Raw genomic sequence first — 25603 nt, forward strand, 5'->3', positions numbered from 1 at the left:
TGACAGATAAAGGGAAATAAGTCTCCAAGGATGATATCCCTGCCCTTGGCTGATGACTATCACAGCTGAAAAAACAGCTGCCGCGGACTTTTGATGACTAGTGATGGAATATTAAGTAAGTAGCGTTTGTATGAAGATATTGCATGTAACGGCAGAGTGCTATCCGGTAGCCAAAGTCGGTGGATTAGGAGATGTGGCAGGTGCCTTACCAAAGTACCAGAAAAACCTGGGCCATGAGGCCATGCTCATAATGCCCATGTATAAAACCCCTTTTCTGGATAAACATCAGTGGGACGTTGTACATAAGGACAAGGCCCGACTGGGGGATTATCAGTTTAATTTTACGGTAATCAGAGAAAAACAGCAGTCTCTTGGCTTTGATTTATATTTATTAGACATCAACGGGCTGCTGGACAGGCCCAAGGTCTATGGTTATTCCGACGACCCCCAACGATTTATTGCCTTTCAGACGGCAGCCGCTACCTGGTTACAAAGCTGGAAATCACCTCCTGACATTGTGCATTGCCATGATTATCATACGGGGTTATTACCTTTTTTCTTTAAATATGGTTACGGATTCAGAAAACTTGAAAACGTACCCACGGTACTTACCGTTCATAACGCAGAATACCAGGGTTGGCTGGACTGGAGCCATAGCCAGTGGCTGCCCGCCTTTGATGAATGGAAATCAGGGCTGCTGGAATGGAATAAGACGATTAATCCGCTGGCCAGTGCCATTAAAAATGCTTGGGCAGTGACAACTGTCAGTCCCAGTTACCTGACGGAGCTGCGCTATCAGTCTAACGGGCTGGAAGCCTTATTTGAATATGAAAAAGGTAAATGCAGCGGAATATTAAATGGCATTGATGCAGACCTCTGGAACCCGGAAACGGATGTTTTGATTGACAACCACTTTAATGTCAAAACCGTCACGGCAGGCAAATTCGCTGCAAAAAAAGCTGTAGCTGCCAACTTCGGACTGAACCCGGATAAGCCGCTCTTTACCTTTATTGGCCGGCTGGTCGGCGAAAAAGCAGCAGACTTACTGCCAGACAGCCTGGCAGCCTTTCTCAGAGAACAAAACGGTAAGGCCAACGTAATTGTACTGGGCAGCGGTGAGCCGGAGATCGAAGCCGGCCTTACCGGCTTAAAGGGTTATTTCCCCGGCGTCTATGATTTTTATAAAGGTTATAGTGAAAAACTAAGCCATGAGCTCTATGCGGGTGCAGACTTCCTGTTAATGCCCAGCCGGGTGGAACCCTGCGGGCTGAACCAGATGTATGCATTGAGATACGGCACCGTGCCGATGGTCCGCTCTGTGGGCGGGCTAAAAGACACGATAACTGATATCGGTGATAATGGCAACGGCCTTCGGTTTAACCAGGCCAGTGTAGGCGACATTTTAATGACGCTTAACCGGGCCATGGAACTTTACCAGCAACCCAAGAAGTTGGAGGCACTGCGTAAAAAAATGATGTCGATTGATCATAGCTGGGAAAAAACCGTTTCCCAGTATATAGACCTGTATCAGTCCTTAATCAGCCGCGGTCAGCCAGCCGTCCCAAAAACATAAAAATATCAATTTAATTATAATTTTTAACTCCCTAAAACATACCAAATATGAGCTTTGATTCAAATAAAGTCGTAGCTGTGATTCTTGGTGGCGGTGCGGGCACCCGGTTGTATCCTTTGACAGCCACGCGCTCTAAACCCGCTGTGCCCATTGCCGGTAAATATCGCCTGGTGGATATCCCCATTAGCAACTGTATGAACTCCGATATCTATAAAATGTTTGTTCTGACTCAGTTCAACTCGGCCTCTCTCAATAAGCACATTAAAAACACCTATCACTTTAGTGCCTTTAGTAAGGGATTCGTTGATATCCTGGCGGCTGAACAGACTCCGGAGAGCTCCGAATGGTTCCAGGGAACAGCAGACGCCGTTCGTCAGTCCCTGCGTCACCTCCAAAATCAGGAATATGAATATATCCTGGTACTCAGCGGTGACCAGCTCTACCAGATAGATTTTAAAGATATGATAGAAAAGCATATTGAAAACCATGCAGAAATTTCTATCGCGACCATCCCGGTCAACGCCAAGGACAGCAGCGGGTTCGGGATTATGAAAACGGCACCGGACGGCACCATTACCTCTTTTATTGAAAAGCCTACCGCTGACCTGTTGCCTAACTGGGTGAGTGATACCGGTGAACAGATGCATGCCCAGGGCAGGGACTATATGGCCTCCATGGGTATCTATATCTTCAATAAAAGTATCATCGGACGCTTACTGCTGAACGTACATCCCTCTGCCAAGGATTTTGGAAAAGAAATCATACCCGCCGCCATCGGCAATTACCGGGTAAGAAGCTATCAATATGAAGGTTATTGGACTGACATTGGAAATATCCATTCCTTCTTTGAAGCCAATCTGGATCTGACAGAAGACATTCCTTCTATTAATTTATATGACGCCGCTATGGCGATCTACACCAGACCCCGTATGCTGCCGGCAGCAAAACTGAACTCCGGCTGCGTAAAATCTTCGGTTATTGCCGAAGGCAGTATTATTTTATGCAAAAGCATTGAACAGTGTATTGTAGGTATTCGTTCAAGAGTCGGGTTTGGCACCGTACTAAAAAAATGCTATATCATGGGTAATGACTATTATGATACACTGGCCCAGATCAATGCGCAAAAAGAGTCCGGCCTGCCGCCAACAGGTATTGGCGAGAACTGTCACATTGAAAATGCCATCGTTGACAAAAACGTTCATATCGGCAATAATGTCACCATTATCGGAGGCCCTGATTTACCGGATCAGGACCATGAGCTATTCACGGTAAAAGATGGTATTGTTGTCATTAAAAAAGGAAGTTATATCTCTGATAATTTTGTCCTTAAATAAAGCATCTGCTCTGATCAGAAAAGACAGCAACAACGGACCTCTTCATTTTAGATACAAAAGCCCTCATTCACCTTTAAGGTTAACGAGGGCTTTACTTTTAAGCGCCATTAGAGCGGTTCAAATATAAGGGAGAGGGAATGCAGCGTCCCCCTCTTTTTTGCAAGTCAGGCTGGTTACGGCCCTAAATTCAGTGATCAGCAGTTTTTAATCGTAAAATCATAACTGCCGGATGTAATGCGGGGTTCTGCTCAGGCCGGAAGGCCTATGATCAGACTAGCTATAACATGCCGTTTTGTATAATAAGCTGTCCATTTTTTCCCCAGTCTCCCAAACGGCCCTGCATCTTTTCATATAAGGCTTTTCGAGTGATGACTTGTGTTTTACGTTTACCGGCAGGCGGTACCAGACTGGCACTGCTTACCGGAGGGCTAACCGATACTTTGGTGGCAAACCAGGTCATATGCTTATGCGGCAAAGCAAGTCCCAAAATCATCCCCGGCAGTCCGGTAAAGGATTCCGGTCCCCCGCTGGAAGGAATCAGGTCCGTATAAAAGGCAACAACATAGATGGAATCCATGACGATGGCATTGGCTCTTCTGCATTGAAAACCGGCAATGGTCCTGGTCTCATCGGTAATTTTCCAGCGGATATTCCTTAGAGTGTCAGTTACCAGAAAACTCTCATCATAAATATTTTTAAAGGCGACAGATGTAGAACTGTCCAAATTGGTATAAACCTGGTTATTACCGCCCGCAGACAGCATAAAATCCATCATAGGATTCTTAGGCGCATCTGTTTCAATGGGGGTATATAATGTTTTATTGCCATTAAAAGCCAGGTTAAACTGCTGGGTAGCACTGTGTGGATTGTTACTCTTTTCATAGGCTTCCACCATCTTGGCCCCCCACACATTGTCGTCTCCCATATTATCTTTCATAATGGCCAGCACATTGGTGGTCTTCTCAAAAGTTATGTTTCCCTGATTTAAAAACAGGGCGTTCTGGCTATGCGCCTCGGGTTTTATAAAAACCGTCAAAGCGAGAGCCATGCTGATATATAAAAATATTGTTTTCATCTTTTTAGCTTTAAACATCTGAATGTGATTAAGGACATTTACCTGACGGCTGTAGTTTCACTACCGGCGCCTTTTTTTGTACCACCCATCTTATTAAAATCCCAGGTCAGGGATATCATAAAATACCGGTGAATAGTGGTAAAATAAGTCTGGGAGATATTGTTATTATAGGCACTTCTGGAAAATCCTTTATTCTGATCCAGGATATCATAGGCTTCCAATTTTAAGAGCAGGTTGTCCCCTTTTAAAAACTTTTTACCTAACCAGGCGTTCCAAATCGTCTGTTTACGGGCATCAAAACTCTGCGTTGCCTGTTGATAATCATATGTCAGGTCGGTATGCACCTGAAACTTGGCCGGCAGAAAAAAGTCCAGATCCGGATGCAGGGTATAGGACCAGTAATTATTATTGATCTGATTTTGCAAGGTAGAATTATTGGAATTATAGTTAAGGGTTGCCCTGAAAGAACAGTCCAGCACTTTTTCCTTGTATTTGGCCAGATATAGACCTACACTGTAATTATTACTGGTAGTCGTATTCAACTCATTATTGGTATAATTGATATATTTATTACCGTTCAACCCTAAATCTATACCCATACTCATGTCCCACATTTTTTTCATTTTGCGGCTATAATACAGATCCAGGTAATAGTTACTTGTATTTTTATGCAGATTCTGGTACTGATACACGCTTTTACCTGAATCCAGATCGGTGGTCACATTCGACACAATGGGATTGGCAACCACTGAATAATTGCCATAGAGCCCTAAATATCGTTGATTTAAGACCTTGGAATCACTATAACTACCATTGATAGAGCTTCTGAAGGAAGGTTTTAAATCCGGGTTCCCGATATAAACATTCTGGATATCGGTATTATTTTGAACGGGCTGTAACTGACTGATGGTTGGCTGCGTTGTATTGCCATAATAACCGACCCGAAGATTTCTGGTCGTAGAGAATTTATACATAAAACTGGCGGATGGATTCCAGTTAATAAAATCCCGGTTAAGTTCATCTCCTGTATATTCATCGGTCTGCGTATAATCTACGGCTGAGATATTAGTTCCTGCGCTCACCTGAACCTTATTATCCTTTAAGCTGTAGGCTGCTCCCGCCACATGAGCGAACTGATCGAACTTGTAATGATTGCTATAGGTTTTATCCAGCTGCGTATAACCTTCGGCTCCTTTGTTATAACTTTTCAGGTCAGAATTAGAAGTTGCTTTATTGATCCCATAATTCACCACCACAGACGACTTGGTCGAGAGCGGCTCCGTATAGGTTGCCTTTACATCCAAAGTATTGGTCTTGGAAGTGCTGGTTTTAAACTGATCCGTTAAAGTAGAATCACTCAGTGCATTATCCGTATAATAATCGTATTTGGAATACAGGTAGCCGTCCACATCGCTGTTTTTATTATACTCATTCAGGTTGACGGTCAGCGCACGGCCTTTTTTGTGAAACTTCTGGGCATAAAAAGCGTTAAAATTAAAGGCCTTGTCTTTGCCATTATTATGGATGGTACGGTTCCCGCGATTGACCATGGTATCTCTGTCCACTCCCCGGTCAGAGGAGGTACTGTAATAATCATCCGTTGAGTTATTAGAGAGACTGCCACCGGCATTCAGTTTTAAAGTGGCCATGGAATCTATTTTCAGATCATAAGCTGCATCCAGTTTCTGTCGAAACAGACTTTTTCTGAAATCATCATTGGTATGTGTCAGCAGTACCCCGGTCGGCAAATTACTTTGCAGATCTGTCGCGTCCGTTCCCTTGACGCTCATGCCACCGACCTTATAGTTGAGGTTCAAAAAATCTTTATCGTCATTCCACTTGGTGTCATAATGCACACCACCGGAATTAATGACCGGAATCCCGTGGCCATTATAATTACCATTCCAGCTGGAAAGGGCATCATCTCCCCCACTTCCGGAAATCATAATACCGCCGCCATCCATCATCTCAATGTTATTGCCCGTCAGGCCGTATTTCATCTGATCCTGGAAGCCCAGTCCCATTTTACCGGTATTGGCAAAGGTTCCATAGGCCGCTAATTTCTTTTTACCTTTAAAGTAATTGAACATCCCCTGACCGGTATAAAACTGATCCGTACCTACTCCGGCCGATAACTTACCAAAATAACCATTCTTTTTATCTTCCTTCAGTTTTAAATTGATGGTCTTCTGCTTTTGTCCGTCATCAATGCCAGTCAGGGCGGCCTGTTCACTGGTCTTATCAAATAACTGGACTTTATCAATCATGTCTGCTCTCAGATTCTTGGTCACCAGTGTCGGATCATCGCCAAAAAACTCTTCTCCGTCCACCAGTACCTTTTCTACCGTTTGGCCCTGAGCAGTAATCTTTCCGTCTTTATCCACCTGAATACCAGGCAGTTTCTTTAATAAATCCTCCACATTAGCGTTGGGCTGGGTTCGAAAACTATCCGCATTAAACTCTGTTGTATCTCCTTTAAAACGGATCGCCGCAATCTTCTGACGTACAATTACATCTTCCAGCAAATGTGCCTTCTCCACTAAAGTTATATCCGAAAGCGTGGTCTTACTGTCATTTGTAATGTGTAATTTTTCTACATAATCGGCAAATTCCGGATAAGTCACTAGTAGCACGTAATTACCGGTATCTACATTTTTTAATTGATAAGCGCCCTGCTGATCCGTTCTGGTAAACTGATCCATAATGGAATCTTTGGCATTTAACAGCAATACAGTCGCATTTTTCAGTGCCTGATGCGAGGAGGTGTCTATCACTTTTCCCGAAAGATTACGTGGCGACTGGGCAAAACTATGCAGACCCAAAAGTATGCAGCCCGTCATAAAGAGCAGAAGTCTTTTTCTCATGTACTTAATTTAGCGTTTAGATAAGGAGTCCAACAATAAAACCAACCGGATAATCCATCGTAAAACCAATCCGGTAATACACAGGCTACTTAATACATAATCACCAAGAAACGAGTATGGTTACCCGAAAGTGTCTGTATAAACCGAATTAATTTTAAAACAGTATCACAACAGCTATGCTACCGCAAAAAAGCATATACCAACAATAAACTAAATTATTAGTCGCTAATTTAGTTCCTTAGTTGCAAATATATGTTTATAGTAGCCAAATAAAATGTTAACTATACTCATAAAGCCTCAAAATCAGTATAAACGGTTATATATCCGGATGAGAAGAATTTTTTATTTTTATGACAATGCGACTGCCATATTAGAAATTAATGTCATAATTTCTCTTTGACAGGTTCAATATCTGCCATTTTTGCATAATATGGCAGGTGGCATGGTGCTTGAAATAAGGATACTGAACTTAAAAATAAAAAATAAAAATCATCATAATATGGGTAAAATAATAGGAATTGACCTTGGAACTACCAACAGTTGCGTTGCCGTTATGGAAGGGAACGAGCCTGTTGTGATTGCCAATGAGGAAGGTCGTCGTACGACTCCTTCCGTTGTGGCATTTTTAAAAAACGGAGAAAGAAAAGTAGGAGACCCTGCTAAACGTCAGGCTATCACTAATCCGCAGAATACCATCATGAGTGTGAAGCGTTTTATGGGACGTAAGTTTGACGAAGTCTCCAATGAAATTTCTCATTTCAGCTATCAGGTGGTAAAAGGAGATAACAATACGGTAAGAGTAGATATTGAAGGACGTCAATATACACCGCAGGAAATCTCTGCCATGATTTTGCAGAAAATGAAAAAAACGGCCGAAGATTATCTGGGTCAGGAAGTCAGTGAAGCGGTAATCACCGTTCCAGCTTACTTTAATGACGCTCAGCGCCAGGCTACTAAAGAAGCCGGTGAAATCGCCGGTCTGAACGTTCGCCGTATTGTAAACGAACCTACTGCCGCTGCCTTGGCTTATGGCCTGGACAAAGGTGGTAAAGAACATAAAATCGCCGTATTTGACCTGGGTGGTGGTACATTTGATATCTCTATCCTGGATCTGGGTGACGGTGTATTTGAAGTAAAATCTACGAATGGTGATACGCACCTGGGTGGAGATGACTTTGATAAAGTAATCATGGACTGGCTGGCCGATGAGTTTAAAAACGATGAAGCTATCGACCTTAGAAAAGATCCTATGGCTTTACAGCGTTTAAAAGAAGCGGCTGAAAAAGCGAAAGTAGAGTTATCTTCTTCTTCTGAAACTGAAATCAATCTGCCTTATATCACGGCTGTTGACGGTGTGCCTAAACACCTGGTTAAAAAACTGACCCGTGCCAAATTTGAACAGTTAAGTGACTCTTTGTTTGAAAGATGCCTGAAACCTTGTCAGGCTGCCTTGAAGGATGCCGGCTATACGGCTGCTGACGTGGATGAAGTTATCCTGGTTGGTGGTTCTACCCGTATCCCTAAAGTTCAGGAAATAGTTGAAAAATTCTTTGGCAAAAAACCTAATAAAGGAGTGAATCCGGATGAAGTGGTAGCCGTAGGCGCTGCTATCCAGGGTGCTGTTTTAACCGGTGAGGTTAAAGATGTATTACTACTGGATGTTACCCCGCTGACCCTGGGTATTGAAACCATGGGTAGCGTGATGACGCCGATGATTCCTGCCAATACAACGATTCCTTCTAAAAAGACAGAAACATTCTCTACAGCCAGCGATAATCAGCCGGGTGTTCAGATTCATATTCTGCAAGGTGAACGCTCCATGGCTAAAGACAATAAGAGCCTGGGGGTATTTAACCTGGATGGTATTCCACCCGCTCCAAGAGGTGTTCCGCAGATTGAAGTGACTTTTGACATCGACGCCAACGGTATCCTGCATGTAAGTGCCAAAGATAAAGGTACAGGCAAAGAACAGAAAATCCGTATCGAAGCCGGTAGCGGTCTGAGTAAGGATGAGATCGAAAAAATGAAAAACGAAGCAAAGGCCAACGAAGCGGCCGATAAAGCTGAACGTGAAAAAGTAGATACCATCAATCAGGCAGACAGTCTGATCTTCCAGACAGAAAAACAATTAAAGGAATTTGGCGACAAGGTTCCAGCTGATAAAAAAGCGCCGATTGAATCTGCGTTGAACGGTCTGAAAGAAGCACATAAAACCCAGGACATTGCAGCTATCAAGAGTGCAATGGAAACTTTAAATACTGCCTGGACAGCAGCCAGTGAAGACATCTACAAATCTCAGCAGGAAGCTGGTGCAGCTGCCGGTGCTGAAGGTGCTCAGGCTGATGGCGGACAGGGTCAGCAACAAGGCGGCGGTGATGATGTAACCGACGCTGAATTTGAAGAGGTAAAATAAGAGCAGCCTGGTCAACAGGCGGTTCGGCAAATACATTTATCCTGGCTCAGGATAGAAAAATAATAAAAACGCAGTCTGAAGAAAATTCGGGCTGCGTTTTTTGCTTTAAGAGACATGTAATTTTATTTTTTCCATTTGATTTCTAAAAGTGGATTGCCGGGCTTTATCTCCACTTCCTTTACCGGACCTTCATTAAAATCCGCGTAGGATTTTTGCTGTGTATAATAATCAGTCTGACCTCCATAATTATCATAAGCGCTGCCAACATATAAATTATGAGATGATACGGCAGACCTGCCGACCGGTAGCAATAAAATGTATTTTCCGGGTCTTAAATGTGGGAAGGAAGTACTTTCCGGTTGGACTTTGTTTACTCCAAATTAGACAACTCCCTTGAAAACAAAACGACCTGCATTCAGGAATTTACTATTTTGGTAAATAGGACGCTTTAACCCAAAATACCGCAGCATACCTGCCGTCTCTAACTAAGCTGATGACCTACGTTATCATAGCGTCCTTGTTTTTGTCATCAAAAACAAAATGCAGCTTCGGGATTAACTTTCCTCCGGAGGCTGCATCTACTTATTCAACCAGTGTCGATTTTGAATTTTATGGAAAGCGGTTCGTATACTTACATAACGGCCTTTCTTATTCTTACCAGTTTTTCCAGTAAGGGTTCCAGTAAATCGAGCTGCAGCATATTAGCACCGTCGCTTTTAGCTACTGCCGGATTAGGATGCGTTTCAATAAACAGACCATCCGCACCTGCGGCGATCGCCGCCTTAGCTATCGTTTCAATCATCTGTGGATTTCCTCCGGTGACGCCGGTGGTCTGATTAGGTTGTTGCAGGCTATGGGTACAATCCATCACCACAGGCGCTCCGGATGCCTGCATTTCCGGGATATTCCGGTAATCCACCACCAGGTCCTGATAGCCAAAGGTGGTTCCTCTTTCCGTTAATAAAACCTGATCATTACCGGCTCCCTTTATTTTCTCCACGGCAAATTTCATGGAGGCGCCGCTTAAAAACTGCCCCTTCTTAACGTTCACCACTTTGCCGGTCTCGGCAGCCGCGATTAAAAGATCTGTCTGACGGCAAAGAAAGGCCGGGATCTGCAACATATCCACATAGGATGCTGCCATGGCCGCCTCCTGAGCGGTGTGAATATCAGAGACGGTAGGCAAATTATATTTTTCTGAGATGCCCTTCAATAACTGAAGTGCCTCCTGATCGCCAATACCCGTAAAAGAACTGGCACTGGTACGGTTGGCTTTTCTGTAGCTCGATTTAAAAATATAAGGAATCTCCAGTCTTTTACAGACCTCAGAGACTTTTGTTGCGACCTCATCGAGTAAATCCTTGCCTTCTACTACGCATGGACCAGCAATTAAGAAGAAATTATCCGGATTGTAAGACTGGCCCTGGACCAGTTTTTCCATAAATGATGCATTTGCCATATCAAACGTTTGTTTTATTTTGTTCTGATATGCGAACTTACGTCAAAGTTTTGTTTTCTTTGTGGTTCGAAAATAAATTACCTTTTATTATGGATATAGATACCGAAAAGATACTGGTTATCGGAGCCGGTGGACAGATTGGTGGCGAACTTACCCTGGCATTGAGAAAGAAATATGGCAATGAACAGGTACTGGCATCTGATTTAAGAGAACAAAGCCCTTTGATTGAAGGGACAGGTCCATTTACCACACTGGACGCTTTAAATAAAGAAGCCATGCAAGAAATTGTAAAAGAGCATGGAATCACCCAAATATATCACCTGGCCGCTGTACTGTCTGCTGTGGGGGAAAAACAGCCTTTAATGGCCTGGAATATTAATATGACCGCTCTTTTAAACGTGCTGGAAATTGCCAGGGAAGAAAAACTAAAAAGAGTCTACTGGCCCAGCAGTATTGCCGTTTTCGGTCCCAGTTCACCTAAAAAAGACTGCCCCCAGACAACTATTGTAGAACCCTCTACTGTTTATGGTATCAGTAAATACGCGGGAGAATCCTGGTGTAATTATTATTTTGAGAAATATGGAGTCGATGTACGCAGTCTTCGCTATCCGGGTATTATCAGCTATAAAACGCCTCCCGGTGGCGGCACAACGGATTATGCCATTGATATCTTTCACAGTGCACTAAAGGCTGGCAGTTACAACTGTTTTTTAAAAGAGGACACTTACCTGCCTATGATGTATATGGAAGATGCCATCCGGGCGACCTTGGAACTAATGGATGCTCCTTTGGAAAACATAAAAACACACCGCTCTTATAATCTGAGTGCGATAAGTTTTTCTCCGGAAGAGATTGCAGCAGAAATCAAAAAACACATCCCGGACTTTACCATTCAGTATCAGCCGGATTTCAGGCAGGCGATTGCCGATACCTGGCCTGCTTCTATTGATGACAGCGAGGCAAGACAGGACTGGAACTGGCAACCGGAATTCGATCTGGCCAAAATGACGGCTGATATGTTGACAAACCTGAAGGGCTAAACAGCATAGTCCTTTTACAATTCCTGCAGGCATGGTAAAAACAATAAACCCCGGTCACCTCTTAAAAAAGAAGGTTAACCGGGGTTTATTGTTTAAGACCACCTGGGACGGCAATCAGCAGATTGATGGCTGATGCTGTCAGGCTAGTGTTTAAAATGACGCTGACCGGTAATCACCATAGCCAGGTTATTTTCTTTGCAATAGGCGATGCTGTCTTTATCACGGATGGAACCACCCGGCTGAATAAAGGCTTCAATACCCTGCGCATGAGCCAGTTTAACGCAGTCGTCAAAAGGGAAAAACGCATCGGAAGCCAGTACGGCACCATGCAGGTCAAAGTTAAATTGCTTGGCTTTCTCAATGCTATGACGCAGTGCATCTACCCTGCTGGTCTGGCCACAGCCTTTACCCACTAATTGTTTATTTTTAATCAGGGCAATGGCATTACTTTTCAGGTGTTTACAAACCAGGTTGGCAAATTCAAGATTTTCTTTTTCTTCCTGTGTGCAGGCTCTTGCACCTGCTTCTTCCCATTTTTCATAGTTACCCTTATCAATATCCTGTACAAGGGTGCCGTTTAATATGGATTTAAAAGATGTTTTCGCCAGCGGTGCGTCTGCTTTGATTTCCAGAATAATCCTGTTCTTTTTGGCTTTTAAGACCTCCAGCGCATCCTGGTCATAGGCAGGTGCAATCAGCACTTCAAAGAAGATTTCACTGATGGCATCAGCTGTTGCCTTGTCTACTGTTTTATTGGTAATAATTACGCCACCAAAAGCACTTTCAGGATCTCCTGCCAAGGCAGCATCCCAGGCTTCCTTCAGGGTTGGACGGATGGCAATGCCACAGACGTTGGTATGCTTGAAGATGGCAAATACAGCCTGTTTTTCTTCTTTAAATTCCAGTGCCAGCTGAACCGCTCCGTCTACATCCACCAGGTTATTATAGGAAAGGGCTTTGCCGTTTAACTGAACGAACACTTCATTCAGGTCCCCATAGAAACTGCCTTGCTGATGCGGGTTTTCGCCATAACGCATCACCTGTTTGTTTTTCAGTGGCTGCAGCACCGTTCCGTTAAAATAGTTATTAATAGCAATATCATAGTTCATGGCCACCTCAAAAGCTTTAGCTGCGTAAGCCCTGCGTTGCTCCAGAGTAGTAGCACCGTTTTGCGTTTTTAATAACTCCACCAGACCGGCATAATCATCCTTATCAGAAATGACGACCAGATCTTTATGATTTTTACCGGCAGCACGAATCATGGATGGACCGCCGATATCTATTTTTTCAATGATTAATTTCTCTTCGCTGGTTTGCTTTAAAGTTTCTTCAAAAGGATACAGATCTACGATAACCAGATCAATTTCCGGAATCTTGTATTCTTTCATTTCCTGAAGATCCTGTTCATTATCCCTTCTACCCAATATACCTCCAAATACACAGGGATGCAAAGTTTTAACCCGGCCACCCAAAATGGAGGGAAAAGTCGTCAGATTTTCCACCGGCACACAGGGAATGCCTTGCTCTTCAATAAACTTCTGTGTTCCTCCTGTGGAATAAATAGTTACGTTTTGTTCATGAAGCTCTTTTACAAGCGGAGCCAGTCCGTCTTTGTAGAAAACGGAAATCAGTGCAGACTGAATTTTTTTTTGCATATGATTTGATTTGCGGCAGTTTTTTAATTGGGATTTGACTGCCATGAGAACGATTAGGGCACAAATTTACACTCTATCAGGTGGATTCCAAGGGCCAATTTTCCACAGCAATAAAAGCATCGGTGCAAAACTAACGATTTTTGTATGCCGGGGCCGCCTTTGAAGATTCACTGACCGGAAAATAATAAGACCCTCCATGGGAGGGTCTTATCTATTCTTTTAACTCTAAAACTTAGTATCACTATGAATGTAAAGCTTTATCTGTTTACTTTCAGTTATCATATCTAATTAACAGTTTATACTGTCCGTTCATTAGATTCTGAAGTGAGAGAATGCTTTGTTCGCATCAGCCATACGGTGTGTATCTTCTTTCTTTTTGAAAGCAGCTCCTTCACCTTTGCTGGCGGAGATGATTTCGTTAGCCAGTTTATCTGCCATGGTTTTACCATTTCTTTCGCGGCTATAACGAATCAACCATTTGATGCTCAGAGAGATTTTACGGTCAGGACGAACCTCAATAGGAATCTGGAAAGTAGAACCTCCGATTCTGCGGCTACGTACTTCAACTGAAGGCGTAACGTTAGCCAAAGCTTTTTTCCAAATTTCATAACCATCTTCGTTGGTTGATTTGGAAACTTTGTCTACAGCATCGTAAAATATTTTGATAGCCGTACTCTTTTTACCGTCCCACATTAAATTGTTTACAAAACGGGTAACCATTTTGTCGTTAAAACGGGCGTCTGGCGCTAATGGGAGCTTTTTGGCTTGTGCTTTTCTCATTATTTATCTAAAATCTGCTGTTATTCAATTATTTTTTAACCTTTTCCTTTTTCGCACCGTATTTAGAACGGCTCTGTTTACGGCCTTTTACACCGGCAGTATCCAGGCTACCACGTACGATATGATAACGTACACCAGGTAAGTCTTTTACCCTTCCACCACGAATCAGAACGATGGAGTGCTCCTGCAGATTATGACCTTCACCCGGAATATAGGCGATTACCTCAATTTTATTGGTCAAACGAACTTTAGCTACTTTACGCAGTGCAGAGTTCGGTTTTTTAGGTGTAGTAGTATATACACGGGTACAAACACCACGACGTTGAGGACAGGCGTCCAATGCTCTGGATTTACTCTTGGCTTTGATCGTCTCGCGGCCTTTTCTTACTAATTGTTGTATTGTAGGCATTCTAAATACTTAATATTTTTTTTTACGGATTGCAAAGGTAGGTATATTATTTAAACAATTCAAAATTTTATCGAAATAAAATTCTGTTGTAAATATCCACACCTGTGTATATCTGTATTTTTATGTCTGGGTGCAAAAGTACATAAAAGCGACCTTATAATATGTATTAGGAGTAAAAATTCGGTAAAATAAAGCAACCAGTTGTATCAAAATACTAATAATCAAATATTTACATATTTATTCCGACCTACTCCAATGCGCCTTTAAGGAATAGGAATATTAGATGGTGGCACTTTACCATTACAGGCAACGGACCGCTTGAATTTTTCTGTTCAGGTCAAAATTTAAATGACGGGGATCGCTGAAAATAAAGCCTGCCGAGTCTGCGGTGACTGGACCATAACCTTCTACCAGATAATCCTGGATTCTTTTAAAAGCCACCTGCCTTTTGCTTTGCATACCTTCACTACTAAACTGATAATCAGCAAGTAGCAAATCACCTACCCTGCTTCCTTCCAGGCTACCGATATTTCTGTCTTTTTCATGAAGCTGGTAAAGCATTGAACCGGTAAACCTCGTGGTATCCTGCCACTTGATCGTTATTATGACCGTGTCATTATTGACCATAAAATTATAACAATCTTTCTGGCCCGGTTCAGGCGTATGCGTGCCGGACAGCGAACCATTATGATTGTCCGCGGTCTCCTTAGCTGTTCTGGCAGTATTATTTCCTTCGTTACCACCAGAGCAGGCGGAAAGCCCCCCTGCCACTACAGCTATAAAAAATAAAAGCCGAAAGCTTAAGCCGGCTATTTGTAAATTGCCGGTTTTAAACGCGCTGGTACTTAACTTAACCATGGGTAATGCAATTTAAGGATCTTATAGATAATTCGGCCACATCTGCTAATACTACAAATTAAGACAACATTTGATTAAAAGCTACCGATACGGGATTAATATAAGGCCAAATTTTCGGTTAATGAATAAATCATAGGTTTAGAGGGAATAGATGCCATACCCTACTCGGTTACCAGACTATATAAACCCGGTCTAAAAGTGGCAGTTAGTATCCGGTAAAATTATTTACTTTGCGGTATAGAATAATCAATAGGGCCATCCAATTGTGCGCTTAATCGGAGCTAGGCGGGCCGCAGCAGCACTCATATAATTTATTTTTAACATGTTAGGACTTAAATTGACGACGGACCCAAGATGGGCCAATATTGCGGAAGACAATCTCTGTGAAATTCTTTCAGACCACGCCTGGTGCGAACAAAAAGCAGCCACCAATGCGATTTCCTTAATTGCCAATAACTCAGAATATCCGGACCTGGTCAAGGCCCTGACTGAAGTAGCCCTGGAGGAAATGCAGCATTTTCAGATGGTTACCGAGCTGATATGGAAAAGGGGATATACCCTGGGTAGGGAAAGAAAAGATGATTATGTCGGACAGCTCATGAAATTCTGCAAAAAAGATGGCAGCCGCAACAGTGCTTTTATAGAAAGGCTGTTATTTTCTGCCATGATTGAAGCCAGGAGCTGCGAAAGATTCAAACTGCTCTCTACCAATATTAAGGATCCTGCACTGGCTAAATTTTATTATGACCTGATGGTATCTGAAGCCGGCCATTATACCCTATTTTTAAATTTTGCCCGTAAATATGCAAAAGACGTGGATGTCGATAAAAGATGGCAGGAGTGGCTGGAATTTGAATCCGTACTGATTCAGTCCTATGGCACCAAGGAGCAAATTCATGGATAAGGCGAAAACAAATACAATCCATTCATTTGACTACCATTTGCTTATAAAGAACAACTCAATAAAAAAAGCAGGGTACAAATATCCTATTCAATGGACCCTGCTTTTAAATATTGTATAGCTATCCGATTTTAACGCTACCCATTAAAGGGTCAGTTTTACCAGGCGTACCATCCTCTACCCTGCCTGCATATTGAATAGAGAGATCATGATCCTGATCCAAAATAGAGAAATCATACCAGCCAAAGCTTTTTCGGGTCGGCCATTTTATCCTGCCGGTATCTCCGGGTAATATTGTCAGGCTTTTGTGCACATTTCCATAACTATTATCCTGTACTTTTAGAGTAAGGGTTGACTTTCCGGGATTATGCACCCAGAGGTCCAGTGTCTTTTCTTTTAAATAATGCAAGCTGACTGTTGCCAGCTGACCGGCGCTCGCTTTTTTCCCTTTCCAGACCCTCAAAAAGCCGTTGGGACCGTGTAACTGCAGCTCAAATAAGTCGCCCTGCCAGCCATCCAGTGCCCATTGATCCTTGAGTGTATCTGCCACCTTTACAGAATAATTCCGAACTTTAAAATCAGTAGGTGCTCCTAAACTATAAATGGCAAAAGGCGCTCCTGCCGCCTGCTGTTTAAAAATGCGGTTGGCCGCTGTCATTTTTATTTCAAGGTTGCCATTTTTAGAATCAACAGACAAATCAGCATACAGCTCATAAGGCAGCACACAGCTATTACGTATGCCGGCTTCCTGCTTGGGTTGATATGGCGATTCTGCCGGATTTTGATTCAGACTTGTAATATCCTCCCGACCCATTAAATGAAACCCATCCGGCAATTCTTTTTCTTTGGCATCCATAATAGTCCCCAGAAAATCATCTCTTTGAATAAAAGGCAGATCAGCCCCCCTGCCATTGAAAGGTCTGAACACGGAATGCAGGTTGCCACAGATGGCTCTGCGCCAGCTGCCAATATTCTCCTCTCTGACGGGGCTCCCTTTTTTTTGAGATAGCCATGATTCCAGCAGTTGTAACACCGAGGTATGATCACAGATTTGTGAATTTACCCAGCCCCCTCTTGACCAGGGCGATGCAATAATCAAGGGTACCCGGTAACCCAGCCCTACGGGACTTTCCCTTGCATACGCTTTATAAGCCGCTCCTACTCTTTGAATATCCTGATCCATGGTAACATATTCATTTTGGATATCTAAGCCCTCAGAGGCCAGACCGGAACTTTTATCCTTAGGATTAGGGGCCACAAAAGGAGGTACATGATCGTAGTATCCGTCATTTTCATCATAGGTCAGAATAAAAATCGTTTTCTTCCAGATTTCCGGATTGCTGGTTAAAATATCCATCGCCTCAGAGACATACCAGGCGCCGTACCAGGGTGAACTGGGATGATCGGAGAATGCCTGCGGAGCCACAATCCAGGATACAGCAGGCAACTCCCCGCTCTGAACATCTTTTCTGAACTGATAAAATACGTCTCCCTTTGGTGCTTTCATCTGTTTTTTGGCGCCTGTTTCATGATCCGTATAACGGATGGTATCCACCTTACGATAGTCATCCGCACCGCTATTGACCGTAAATGCTTTGTTATGGAGGTTCTGTAATTTTTGGGGGAGTTTCTGAAAGGACGCCGGGCTATAGGTATCTATTGCTTTGCGTGCATAACTAAGCCTGCTTTCCATGTCAGCTAATTTGCCAGCCGCTTTTTTTTGCTCATTCCCGCTTAAGCTGCCCAGCGCAGCACGGGCTTTCTCTATTGCAGCGGGAAGCTCATTTAAATCCTGCTTTACTTTATTATAATGTCCCGCTGAATACCGGATCCCATGCTGTTTAAACCATTCCAGCGGATTATCCGTAAAATTACCCAGCCAGAATTCTTCCGTACCGTTGAGGCCATTATCCAGACTGATTTCATTTTGATAGACTTTCCAGGAAACCCCGGCATCTTCCAGCCTTTCGGGGAAAGTCTGCCAATCTACCTCATGATCATAATCTACGTTTTCATTATTGACATTGGCCTGGTTATTTCTTCCGCCTCTTAATTTCCCGGTGAAGAAAAACAGGCGGTTGGGTGTAGTGCCGGTCAGGGAAGAACAGAAATGCTGATCACAAACCGTAAAGGCATCTGCCAGGGCATAATAAAAAGGGATATCCTCTCTTGTATAATGTCCCAATGTCAGGGGAAGTTCTTTATACTGTTTAATGCCTGATCTTTTGGCAATCAGCCATCGGTCGAACCCACCGTTATTGCGGGCATCAGTCTGGTTAGTCCAGGTGTGTGGCAGATTACCCGTCCAGGTTGATCTTGTCTTTTTAATATCCAGTCGGAAAGGTGTAAATGTGCGGCCTTTTTCATCTGTCTGCAGCCAAACCTTATTACCATCCGGCAAACGGATGGCTCTCGGATCATTATACCCTCTTACGCCCTGCAGGGAACCAAGCAGATGATCAAAAGACCGGTTCTCCTGCATAAGCAGTACAACATGTTCCGCATCCATAAAAGTGCTGCCTTTCTGCGGGTCAATTTCCAATGCTTTTTTGATGGAAGCCGGCAACGCGGACCAAAGTCCGACTCCGCCACCTAGCATACCTGCCTTTTTTAAAAATTCTCTTCTTGTGTCCATATACTTATTAAAAAATTGTACAGTTTAAAAAACAGTGCCTTGCAAGCGCAAGGCACTCAAAATACATATTTTTATCCATCAGGCATTAAATTTAACAGCTGTCATGCCTTTAATTACTTTAAAATCCACATCAGGCTGTTGACATTATCATTGCCGCCATACTGGCTCTCTATAGCCGCCGCCACATTCTCTGAATTATGATCCAGTTCATTTTGAGGATATAGCCATCTTTTAGGAAAGCCGGTGTTGGGCTGATTCAGATTAGTAGAAGAATTAAGAATAAATGTCGGATAACCGGTTCTTCTATTCTCAAACCAGGCAGTATTGTTGGCATCCTGCATAAATCCCGCAATATACTGCTGTGTAATAATCTGTTCAATCTTGTGTTCTGTATCTCCGCTTAACTGAACCGAGGGCAAAAATCCCGAAATATAGCTTTCTGTAATAGGCATACCATGCGTATAGCTGTCTTCCGTATGACTTACTAAAAATTCCATATTGGACCGGATGCCTTTTTCATAATAAGATTCTGCCTCGCTGGTCGGCAACCAGCCTCTCACCGCTGCTTCGGCCAGTATAAACTGCAACTGCCAGTAATTAAAGACACCCACTGGCTCTGCATTGAATAAATCCACATAGCGCTTATTGACATCACAGAAGAGCTTTTCATCATGGGCCAGTTTTATTTTGTTCAGTGGATCGGAAGCTTCAACGCCAATATAAGCATCATAATTGTCTGCGGTCAGCCCTGCTGCAATTTTAGCAGCAGCTGGTTCTGTAAAATAAAACAGACGCCGGTCTTTTGTTTCTTTTAACGGATCAATCAGATTTCTACCCACGACCGGATAGATTACAAAAGAATTGACTTGTACGGCAGTATTGGACCAGGGATAACACAGACCACCCGCATTCTGATAAGTCAGTGCAAAATTATCTTCATAAGAACTCATCAGATTTCTGGTGGTGGCGATAGTTTTAAATCTTTCTTTGACTTTCAAATCACTATCATCCGTATGTTTATAGAGCTGCATCAAAACATAGAGTTCAAAACTATTGGTTAGTTTCTGCCATTTGCTCACATCACCGTCGTAAATAAAGTCTCCTTCAAAATCCGTCCCCTGCCCGAAAAGCGTATTGGCGCTATCCAGTTCATTTAAAATACCGGCAAACACTTCTTTCTGAGAATCATATTTAGGTTTGATTACACCGTCTGATTCTCCTTTTATGGCGTCTGCGTAAGGAATATCACCAACGGTCATCGTCGTATAGAAAAATTCCCATGCGCGCAGAAAATGACCAAGCGCTTCATATGAAGGTTGAGATCCATCGGTTAATCCCGCAGCGTACTGCAACATGACAGGAACATTTCTCAATACTTCCAGGCGGCTAAAATCGGTTCTGCTGATTTTATTATACTGTGTACCTTCCTGTTGCTCCGTCCACAATATAGACTTACCCATCATAAAAGGTCCCATAAAAGTTTTGGTACCTCCGATATCAGAAGAAGTAATAGAGGTGATCATGCTGGTAGCCAAGGCAGAGGCACTAGTGCTAGTTGATTTATCGGGATTGGTATTAATCTCATCAAATTTCTTGGTACAGCTGGTAAATACCACACCCGCAATCAATGAAAGATATATCGTTTTTGAAATTGATTTACATATTGTTTTCATTCTTTTTGTTTTTATCGGTTTAAAAAATCAAAGCGTACCGGATTAAAATCCCAGACGAATATTAATGCCTACCATACGCTGTGAGGGTGAGTTCAGATCCTCAGCATCATTGTCAGGATCTGAGTATTTAAACCCGGTGAATAAAAACAGATTTTGGGCAGTCAGTGATACTGAAGCTGACTTAATGCCCGATTTTTTACCGAACCATTTATTTGTTGGAATATTATATCCGATTGACAATTCTCTCACCTTGATAAAGGTCTCATCAAAATAGCCGTGATTCCCCCCTCCGGAAAGTGATTGCTCGTAATCCTGATAGCCTACTTCCACGTCATTTTTAGCGTAAGTTCTGGTATCATTGGTAATACGGCCATATTTATCATAGGTAGCCTCGCCGGATACGACTTTCATACCATTGCCCACGTAGTTATTCATCCCATTGACTACCTGGTCATAACGCCACTTGGTATCCGTTTCGGGGCTGGCCCCTGTCTCAAACATATCATCCCAGACATCATCATACATCACACCACCTATACGGCCATCAATATTCAATCCGAATGTGAACCGCCCTACGGTAAAATCGTTAATCCAGCCAAGTGAAAAATCAGGATCAGCATAGCCGATTTTTGTTTTATAATCACTCTCGACCGGGAACCCGGATTCATGAATTATATTACCCTGCGGATCCCGAAGCCAGTCATAAATCAAATAAGTATCTACTCTCTCCCCTTTCTTGGTCCACAGGTTATCGGAAGAATAAACCGGGTCCAAATGGACATAATAACGGTGTTGATTTGAATAGTTTAAAGTGGAATGCCATTCAAAATTTTTACTTTTGATAATGGAACCGTCGATCGTTATTTCCAGTCCACGACGGGCTATTGTTTCATCCGTATTCACCAGTGTAGTTTCAAAGCCAGAGGCTTCTGAGATATCAACGGAAGTCTGCCTGTCATAATAGAGCTTGCTAAAATAAGCGATATCAAAATGTAATCTGCTGTTCAGTAAATAAGCAGCAGTACCGAACTCCCAGGTTCGGGTAGAAGAAGGAAGCAGATCAGAAGGCAGTAGGGAATTCGGATAACTGGAACTGGTCAGCCCCCAGGAGGACCCGATAGAATAAAGTCGGTTGGTGGCATATACCCCTGCCATATCCTTATCTACCGCCCATGAACCTCTTAATTTCCACATATTGACAACTTTGGGCAAATGGAAAAATTCAGACAGGATTAAACTGGTGGAAACAGAAGGATAAAAATAGGATCTTTCTGAGGCAGGTTGTGTTGAGCTCCAGTCCTCACGGCCAGTCACATCAATAAATGCCGCGTTTTTCCAATTTGCGGACGCCTTGGCATACAGACTATTCACCTGCCTTGCCCAGGTTCCGTAATTATTGGAAATAGAGTTTACACCAACGGCGGTAGAAGGAATGGCATTAGCCAAAGAATACCAGCCTGGCACTTGTAACCCGTTGGTTGTTTTTGCACCAAATTCTCTGTCCTTATAATAATAAATACTTCCTCCTGCTAACAGATTTAAACCAAAATCGCCGATTTTCTTATCATAAGTTAAAATCAGATCACTATTCAGGCTATAGCCCCAGAGTTCATTCATGCCGTACATTCCTTTACCATTCCAGCTCCAGGAAAAGGTACTTCCGCTCGATCCCCCTCGGGTAGAATTGATACCGGCTGGATTGCGCACCGTTTCTTCATTGCTGTAATAATCATATCCGTTGCGGAACATCAGTTTCAGATCCTTGCTAAAATGGTAATTTGCAACCAGTGATGCATTGAGTTTGTTTTGTTCAATGCCGTCCAGTTTTTCATTGGCAATTAAATAAGGGTTATCATACCAGGCATTATATAGCCAGTTCTGTTTCACATTTGGCGTTACCCAGTAGTCTTTATAATCACGAATATCATAATCAGGGCCTGTCCAGATCAAAATCTGATACAAATACCCTTGCGCATTGTAGCCATGACCCCAGATCTGCGGCGCCGTCTGTCGGGTATAGCCCATATGTCCCTCCAGATCAAACTTATCACCCATTTTTATCTGACCGCTCATAGTATAATTAATGATGTTCAGGTTTTCATTGGGGAACTGCCCTTTATTATAAACATGGTTTAAACCAGCTCTGAAATAGCCATTTTCACCACTTTTAGTTACGCTGATATTGTTGCTGGTAATAATACCTGTCTGCATAAAATTCTGTAGATTATGCTTACCACTGGAGATCAGCGGCATCATTTCCTCTTGTTTGGTCTTTGGATTCCACTGAATGGCTGAATCTCCAATGTCCAGTTTAGGCCCCCAGACATAATCGGTGGAAATCTTACCGTTTTGTCCATGGGCATAGGAAGTCTGCACCTCAGGAATGGCCAGATATCCCAGATTAAACATCGTATTGCTATTGAGAGTGATAGACAAACCGCCATTTTTAGTCCCTTTTTTGGTACTGATCATAATAGCCCCGTTGGAACCTCTGGCGCCATATAATGCCGCGGCGGTGGATCCTTTTAACACACTCATCTCCTGGATATCATCTGCCGGGATATCCCTTAAAGAAACATTGCCATAAGGAACTCCGTCAATAACCAGCAATGGGCTTTCTCCTCGTAACTGAATATTAGGTGCCTGATTAAATTCAGTAGAATTGCGCACGACCAGACCAGCTACATGTCCCGTTAAAGATGTACCAATGTCCACCCCCTTTACGGTTTCCACCTGTTCACCGCCTACCTTCTGGACAGAATACCCCAGCGCTTTTTCCTGGCTCTTTATCCCAAGGGCCGTCACCACTATATCATTCATCTGATGAGGCTGTTCCGTTAACTGTATTTTCAAATCACTGTTTGCTTTTACCGCTACTTCCTGGGTAATATAACCGATAAAGCTCACCACAAGGACTGCCTCTTCAGGATTTTGCAGATTAATGGAGAAGTCTCCTGCCTCATTAGTCAAAACACCCTTGGTTGTTCCTTTGAGTTGAATAGCAACACCTGACAAAGGGACGCCTGCCCTGTCTGTCACATGGCCCTTAATGGTAGTTTGCTCTATAATCTGTGCCTCCGGTTCCATCCGGTCTTTTCCCGGACTATCAGTAATGGTCCTTATAAAGATGGTTTTCTTTTTGATGACAAAAGCCAGTTGTTGTTGCCGTAATATTTTATTTAGCGCATCTTTTAAAGGCGCTTTGTTAATATGCAGATCGGATATAGTTTTCCCTTGAATATCAACGTCTTTATAAAAGAAACTATATCCCGTCTGAGATTCAATTTTACGTAATGCGCTTTTCAGGCTCATACTGGATGCATCCAGTGTTACTTCCTGCGCATAAGATTTTGCCTGAACCTGCGTCAGAGCAAATAATAACATAATGATAGTCAGTCGCATGACGAGAAAAATTTGGCGGGGACGTACCACCATCCTGTGAAATGCCGGATGGCGGACAGTATTTTTTTCCATACTTTTGTTGAAGTTTGAAGTTAAAATTTCAGTTTACACACGGAAGATTTAATTTTTAGACTTAACGGCCGGCATGTGTTCGCAGCACTGTCGGCTTTTTAGTCTATAGAAGTAATCATGTTTTTTCCATAGCTTTCAATTTTTAGTTTTCGATTATAATGGTTCTCTTATTCTTATCTATTTTAAAATGTACCTGTGAGAATTGAAGCCCATCCAGCACATCCTGCAAATCGAGATTGCGATCAATACTTCCGGTAAAGGAAGCATTATTGCCTTCGGTCTTATGAAAGGAACTGCTATATACGACATCCACATCATACCACCTGGAGAGCTGGCGCATGATTTCATCCACACCTGCCTTCCGGAAAGCAAAAAATCCTGACTTCCAGGCCAGCACCTGATTTAGGTCCGCATTATAAATGGACATTGCATTTGCGCTGGCCTTTAAGCCCTGTCCCGGCTTCATCCTAAGCTTTTTGATTCCATTAGTTACATCAATAATTCCTTCTACCAACGCTGTTCTGACAGTTGGTTCATCGCTATAGGCTTTCACATTAAACTTTGTCCCTATATCTTCAATGAGTTGATCTTTTACCTTTACCTGAAAAGGATGGCTGGAATTATGGACTACTTCAAAATAGGCTTCACCGCTTAATTCAACAGTTCTGTGTTGCGGGTTAAAAATTGTCGGGAATTTCAGGCTGCTGGATGCATTTAACCAGACTTTTGTTCCATCTGGCAATTCAATCTGGTACTGTCTGCCTCTTGGCGTGGTAAGGGTATTATAAAGTACTTCTTCCCCAGATTTGGCTACTTCTAAATTGGTGAGCTTAGCGGCATCTTTCCCCGGCTGAATGGTCAGACTTCCAATATGCAGCAGCCCGGTATGGTGGCTACCCAAGGCGATTTTCCGACCATTCCCTAACGTAAGAATTGCGCCTGAAGATCCGGGCACAATGGGCTGTACACGTTCATACTGTTCACTATTGGTCGCTAATTGCTGGGTAGCAGGCTGTTTATTATTTAGTTGCCACCAGATTGTTGTGATTGCGCACCCGAAAAGTAAAACTGCGGCCACAGCCATCCATTTTCTCCAGAAGATTTTATGATCATTGCGCCCTATAATCTGTTCAGGCTTATGGGGATGAGCATCTATTTGAACATCCATTTGGGGATCTTTTGCTGAGCTAATGGATGTGGGCTCTATTTTTTTCATAAGCGCAGCGAGCGCATCTTTACTTTGAATGGAAGATATGGACGGATCGGATTTATCCTCAGATTCAACGCTGTAAAGCTCCATTTCCATATGCCGATTCAGCGCATCCAGGCAATCAGGATCTGAAAGTCCCAGTTCCAGCAGTGCTAATTCTGCCGGGCTAAGCGTATCTCCCCTGCCCTGTCTTTGGACAAGTTCAATAAATAATTTGGTCACTCCTGATTCCATATATCCTTAATAATAA

At 43.0% G+C, this 25603-nt stretch carries 17 protein-coding genes; 5 read left to right on the forward strand and 12 right to left on the reverse strand.

What is annotated here, in order from left to right:
• Positions 1-130 precede the first annotated feature (130 nt).
• Both BLU80_RS15365 and BLU80_RS15370 read left to right on the forward strand, forming a co-directional pair.
• A complete protein-coding gene (locus BLU80_RS15365; protein ID WP_091400223.1) occupies positions 131-1573 on the forward strand; it encodes a glycogen synthase in 1443 nt (480 codons plus the stop codon).
• Positions 1574-1620: 47 nt separating this feature from the next.
• A complete protein-coding gene (locus BLU80_RS15370) occupies positions 1621-2907 on the forward strand; it encodes a glucose-1-phosphate adenylyltransferase (protein WP_091400225.1) in 1287 nt (428 codons plus the stop codon).
• A 277-nt stretch (positions 2908-3184) separates the two neighbouring features.
• Here BLU80_RS15370 and BLU80_RS15375 read toward each other — a convergent pair whose 3' ends face one another.
• The gene (locus BLU80_RS15375; protein ID WP_091400227.1) at positions 3185-3982 is read right to left on the reverse strand and encodes a GLPGLI family protein; all 798 of its coding nucleotides are present in this window, start codon (positions 3980-3982) and stop codon (positions 3185-3187) included.
• A 38-nt stretch (positions 3983-4020) separates the two neighbouring features.
• On the reverse strand, positions 4021-6846 hold the full coding sequence (locus BLU80_RS15380; RefSeq protein ID WP_091400229.1) for an outer membrane beta-barrel protein: 2826 nt from the start codon (positions 6844-6846) through the stop codon (positions 4021-4023).
• A gap of 442 nt (positions 6847-7288) precedes the next feature.
• Here BLU80_RS15380 and dnaK point away from each other — a divergent pair, with 442 nt between their 5' ends.
• Positions 7289-9259 (forward strand): molecular chaperone DnaK, encoded by a 1971-nt coding sequence (gene dnaK, locus BLU80_RS15385; RefSeq protein ID WP_262482935.1) that lies wholly within the window; start codon positions 7289-7291, stop codon positions 9257-9259.
• 122 nt (positions 9260-9381) lie between these two features.
• Here dnaK and BLU80_RS15390 read toward each other — a convergent pair whose 3' ends face one another.
• A complete protein-coding gene (locus BLU80_RS15390; protein ID WP_091400231.1) occupies positions 9382-9570 on the reverse strand; it encodes a hypothetical protein in 189 nt (62 codons plus the stop codon).
• A gap of 320 nt (positions 9571-9890) precedes the next feature.
• A complete protein-coding gene (gene kdsA / locus BLU80_RS15395) occupies positions 9891-10718 on the reverse strand; it encodes a 3-deoxy-8-phosphooctulonate synthase (RefSeq protein ID WP_091400232.1) in 828 nt (275 codons plus the stop codon).
• An 89-nt stretch (positions 10719-10807) separates the two neighbouring features.
• Between kdsA and BLU80_RS15400 the strand changes: the two genes are divergently transcribed.
• Positions 10808-11758: an NAD-dependent epimerase/dehydratase family protein gene (locus BLU80_RS15400; RefSeq protein WP_091400234.1), complete on the forward strand. Its 951-nt coding sequence runs from the start codon at positions 10808-10810 to the stop codon at positions 11756-11758.
• 143 nt (positions 11759-11901) lie between these two features.
• On the opposite strand, the gene purH is transcribed toward BLU80_RS15400, so the two are convergent.
• The 4 genes from purH to BLU80_RS15420 all read right to left on the reverse strand — a co-directional run bounded on the left by purH (position 11902) and on the right by BLU80_RS15420 (position 15460).
• The gene (gene purH, locus BLU80_RS15405) at positions 11902-13413 is read right to left on the reverse strand and encodes a bifunctional phosphoribosylaminoimidazolecarboxamide formyltransferase/IMP cyclohydrolase (RefSeq protein WP_091400267.1); all 1512 of its coding nucleotides are present in this window, start codon (positions 13411-13413) and stop codon (positions 11902-11904) included.
• 312 nt (positions 13414-13725) lie between these two features.
• Positions 13726-14193 (reverse strand): 30S ribosomal protein S7, encoded by a 468-nt coding sequence (gene rpsG / locus BLU80_RS15410; protein ID WP_091400237.1) that lies wholly within the window; start codon positions 14191-14193, stop codon positions 13726-13728.
• 28 nt (positions 14194-14221) lie between these two features.
• On the reverse strand, positions 14222-14602 hold the full coding sequence (gene rpsL, locus BLU80_RS15415) for a 30S ribosomal protein S12 (RefSeq protein WP_091400239.1): 381 nt from the start codon (positions 14600-14602) through the stop codon (positions 14222-14224).
• A 300-nt stretch (positions 14603-14902) separates the two neighbouring features.
• Positions 14903-15460: a hypothetical protein gene (locus BLU80_RS15420; protein WP_091400241.1), complete on the reverse strand. Its 558-nt coding sequence runs from the start codon at positions 15458-15460 to the stop codon at positions 14903-14905.
• A 322-nt stretch (positions 15461-15782) separates the two neighbouring features.
• Here BLU80_RS15420 and miaE point away from each other — a divergent pair, with 322 nt between their 5' ends.
• Entirely contained in the window at positions 15783-16364 is a 582-nt protein-coding gene (gene miaE / locus BLU80_RS15425) for a MiaE family protein (protein WP_091400243.1), read from the forward strand.
• Between the two features lie 118 nt (positions 16365-16482).
• On the opposite strand, the gene BLU80_RS15430 is transcribed toward miaE, so the two are convergent.
• The 4 genes from BLU80_RS15430 to BLU80_RS15445 form a co-directional block, all read right to left on the reverse strand.
• Positions 16483-18996 (reverse strand): phosphocholine-specific phospholipase C, encoded by a 2514-nt coding sequence (locus BLU80_RS15430; protein ID WP_091400245.1) that lies wholly within the window; start codon positions 18994-18996, stop codon positions 16483-16485.
• Between the two features lie 113 nt (positions 18997-19109).
• Positions 19110-20669: a SusD/RagB family nutrient-binding outer membrane lipoprotein gene (locus tag BLU80_RS15435; RefSeq protein ID WP_091400247.1), complete on the reverse strand. Its 1560-nt coding sequence runs from the start codon at positions 20667-20669 to the stop codon at positions 19110-19112.
• A gap of 42 nt (positions 20670-20711) precedes the next feature.
• Positions 20712-24143 carry a SusC/RagA family TonB-linked outer membrane protein gene (locus tag BLU80_RS15440; RefSeq protein ID WP_244518964.1) on the reverse strand — a complete coding sequence of 1144 codons (3432 nt, stop codon included), beginning with the start codon at positions 24141-24143 and terminating at the stop codon, positions 20712-20714.
• A gap of 142 nt (positions 24144-24285) precedes the next feature.
• Positions 24286-25587, reverse strand: coding sequence for a FecR family protein (locus BLU80_RS15445; protein ID WP_091400249.1), 1302 nt, complete (start codon positions 25585-25587; stop codon positions 24286-24288).
• Positions 25588-25603: the final 16 nt, after the last annotated feature.

The organism is Arachidicoccus rhizosphaerae, from assembly GCF_900107765.1.
Lineage (GTDB): Bacteria > Bacteroidota > Bacteroidia > Chitinophagales > Chitinophagaceae > Arachidicoccus > Arachidicoccus rhizosphaerae.